Source organism: Streptomyces sp. UG1, from assembly GCF_049974585.1.
GTDB lineage: Bacteria > Actinomycetota > Actinomycetes > Streptomycetales > Streptomycetaceae > Streptomyces.
On the sequence record NZ_JBNGGG010000116.1, the window covers coordinates 1 to 2,981 of the forward strand.

Sequence of the window (2,981 nt, forward strand, 5' to 3'; positions counted from 1 at the left end):
GAGCCGTTGCTGCGGATCGGTGGCCAGGGCCTCGCGCGGGCTCATGCCGAAGAAGTCGGGGTCGAAGTCGCCGGCGTTGTGCAGGAATCCGCCTTCGCGCGTGTAGCTCTTGCCGGGGCGGTCGGGATCCGGGTCGTAGAGATCCTCGATGTCCCAGCCACGGTCACCGGGGAACGGAACAATCGCGTCCGCGCCGGAGACGACGAGCTCCCAGAGGTCCTCCGGGGACGTGACGCCCCCGGGGTAGCGGCAGGCCATGCCGACGATCGCGATGGGTTCGTCGTCCTTGGCCACCCGTGAGGTACCGGCGGAGGAAGCGGCGTGCGCCTTGGCCGGGGCGGTCTTGGCGAGCAACTGCTCCCTGACATGGCCCGCGAGTGAGGTCGCCGTGGGGTAGTCGAAGAGCGCGGTCGCGGCCAGGCGCAGTCCGGTGGCGGCGTTGAGGTTGTTGCGCAGTTCGACGGCGGTGAGCGAGTCGAAGCCGAGGCCCTGGAACGCCAGATCGGGAGCGACGTCCTCCGCGTCCGTGTGCCCCAATGCCATGGCCGCGTGCCTGCGGACCAGATCGAGGACGAGTGCGTCCTGCTCCGCTTCGGTGAGCCCGAGGAGACGCTGCGCGAGTGACTCCGACGTTCCGGTACGACGGGTGACTGTGTGGGGTGTCGTGGTGAGGCGTGCCGGGACGAGGTTCGGCTGCTGGGGGGTGGTGAGGGTGGTCGAGAGGACGGCGAGGGCCTGGGCGGCGGTGAGGGGGTGGAGCCCGCTGCGGGCGATGCGCTGAAGGTCGGCGGCGGAGAGGTGCCCGGTCATGCCGCCTTCGGCCGTCCACGGTCCCCAGGCGAGGGAGGTGGCGGGCAGGCCGTGGGCGTGGCGGTGGTGGGCGAGGGCGTCCAGGAAGGCGTTCGCGGCGGCGTAGTTGGCCTGCCCCGGACTGCCGAGCGTTCCGGTGATGGAGGAGAACAGGACGAAGGCGGCGAGGTCGTGGTCCTGGGTGAGGTGGTGCAGATTCCACGCGGCGTCGGCCTTGGGGCGCAGGACGGTGTCGAGGCGGTCCGGGGTCAGGGACTGCACGGTGGCGTCGTCGAGGACGCCGGCGGCGTGGATGACGGCGGTGAGGGGGTGCTCGTCGGGAATGCCGGCCAGCAGTGCGGCCAGCGCCTCGCGGTCGGCGGCGTCGCACGCGGCGATGGTCACCTCCGCACCGTGGGCGAGGAGTTCGGCCTCCAGTTCCAGGGCGCCGGGCGCCGAGGCGCCGCCGCGGCTGGTGAGCAGCAGATGCCGTACGCCATGCCGCTCCACCAGGTGACGGGCGACCAGGCTGCCGAGGGCTCCGGTGCCACCGGTGATCAGGACCGTGCCGTCGGAGGCGAGGGCGGGTGTGGAGTCGTCCTCGGAGGGCTGCGTCGCACGAACCAGCCGTGGGGTGTGCGGGGCACCGCCGCGGATGGCCGTCTGGGCGTGTCCGGCCGCGATGGCGGCGGGCAACGCGAGGTCACCGGACTCGTCGTGGTCGACGTCGATCAGCAGAAGGCGGCCCGGTTCCTCCAGTTGTGCGCTGCGGACGAGGCCCCAGAGGGCCGATGCGGGCAGGTCGCCGATGTGTTCGCCGTCAGTGGCGGCGACGGCGCAACGGGTGAGCAGCACCAGGTGGCCGGCCGCGAGGCGTTCGTCGGCGAGGAAGTTCTGGACGAGGTCCAGGGCGTGGTGCGTGTGGGCGTGGGCGGCGCGCGCGGGGTCGGTGCCGGAGTCCTCAGGCGTGGTGAACGGGGCGAGTACGACCTCGGGAACCGGTGCACCCTCCGCGAGCGCCGCGCTCAACGCCTCCCAGTCCGCCCAGCTCCGGCAGGAGGCACCGGTGACCTCCAGCGCGGCCGTCAGCGCCGGCTCTTCGCCGAGGAGCGCGTACGAGCCGATCACCGCGCCGCCGGGCGGAGTGGCTTCAGCGGGCGGCACGGACACCCATTCCTGCGCGTACAGCAGATGACGGTGCGACGTACCCGCCGCGACGAGTCGGCTGGGCGACACCGCACGTGTGACCAGGGACTCGACGGCGGCAACGGGAGCACCGGTGTTGTCCGCGAGCCGGATCGACAGCCCGCCGTCGGCGGAACCGCTCAGACAGGCCCGCAGACTCGACGCCCCGGCGGCGCGTGCGCTCACTCCACTCCAGGAGAACGGCAGCCGGATCCCGTCCGCGCCGTCGCTCTGCCGTACGCCGTCCAGCACGCTCGGGTGCAGAACGGCGTCGAGGAGCGCGGGATGCAGGTGGAACTCCTCGGCACCTGCGTCTTCGGGCAGGCCCACCTCCACGTACGTCGTGTCACCGTCCCGCCAGGCGGCACGCACCGCCTGGAACAGCGGTCCGTAGCCGTACCCGTGGAGGGACAGCTCCTCGTAGAGACCGTCGATGTCGACCGGCGTCGCGCCCACAGGCGGCCACACGCTCAGCTCTGCCCGATCGGCGGGCACCGCCGATGCTTCGGAAGTGAGCACACCGGTCGCGTGCTTGATCCACGCACGCTCTTCCGAGCCGCCGGAGCCGCTGCCCGCACGGGAATAGATGGAGATCGCCCAGCTGCCGTCGAGCGGCGTGTCCAGAGCGACCTGCAACTCGGCGGATCCGTCCTCGTGCAGAACGAGCGGAGCATGCAGGGTCAGCTCGCCGACATGGTCGGCGCCCGCCCGCTCTGCAGCGTGCAGCGCCAGTTCGACGAAGGCGGTGCCCGGCAGCAGGACCGTGCCGTGCACGGTGTGGTCCGCCAGCCAGGGATGCGTGTCCAGGGACAGACGCGCCGTGAACACTCGCCCCTCGACGTCGGCCAGTTCGAGAGCGATCCCGAGCAGCGGGTGCTCGGCATCGTCGAGCCCCAGCCACGCGGGATCGCCGGAGCCGGTCTGCTTTGTCAGCCAGTAGGGGTGGTGTTGGAAGGGGTAGGTGGGGAGGTCGGTGGGTGGGGTGGTGGGGAGGATGGTGGGCCAGT

1 protein-coding gene is annotated in these 2,981 nt (G+C 71.9%); it reads right to left on the bottom strand.

The genetic code is table 11. From position 1 onward, the window contains the following. Positions 1-2,981 (bottom strand): SDR family NAD(P)-dependent oxidoreductase (locus ACP4J3_RS50515; protein ID WP_426545012.1); only part of this gene is annotated, 2,981 nt, incomplete at both ends.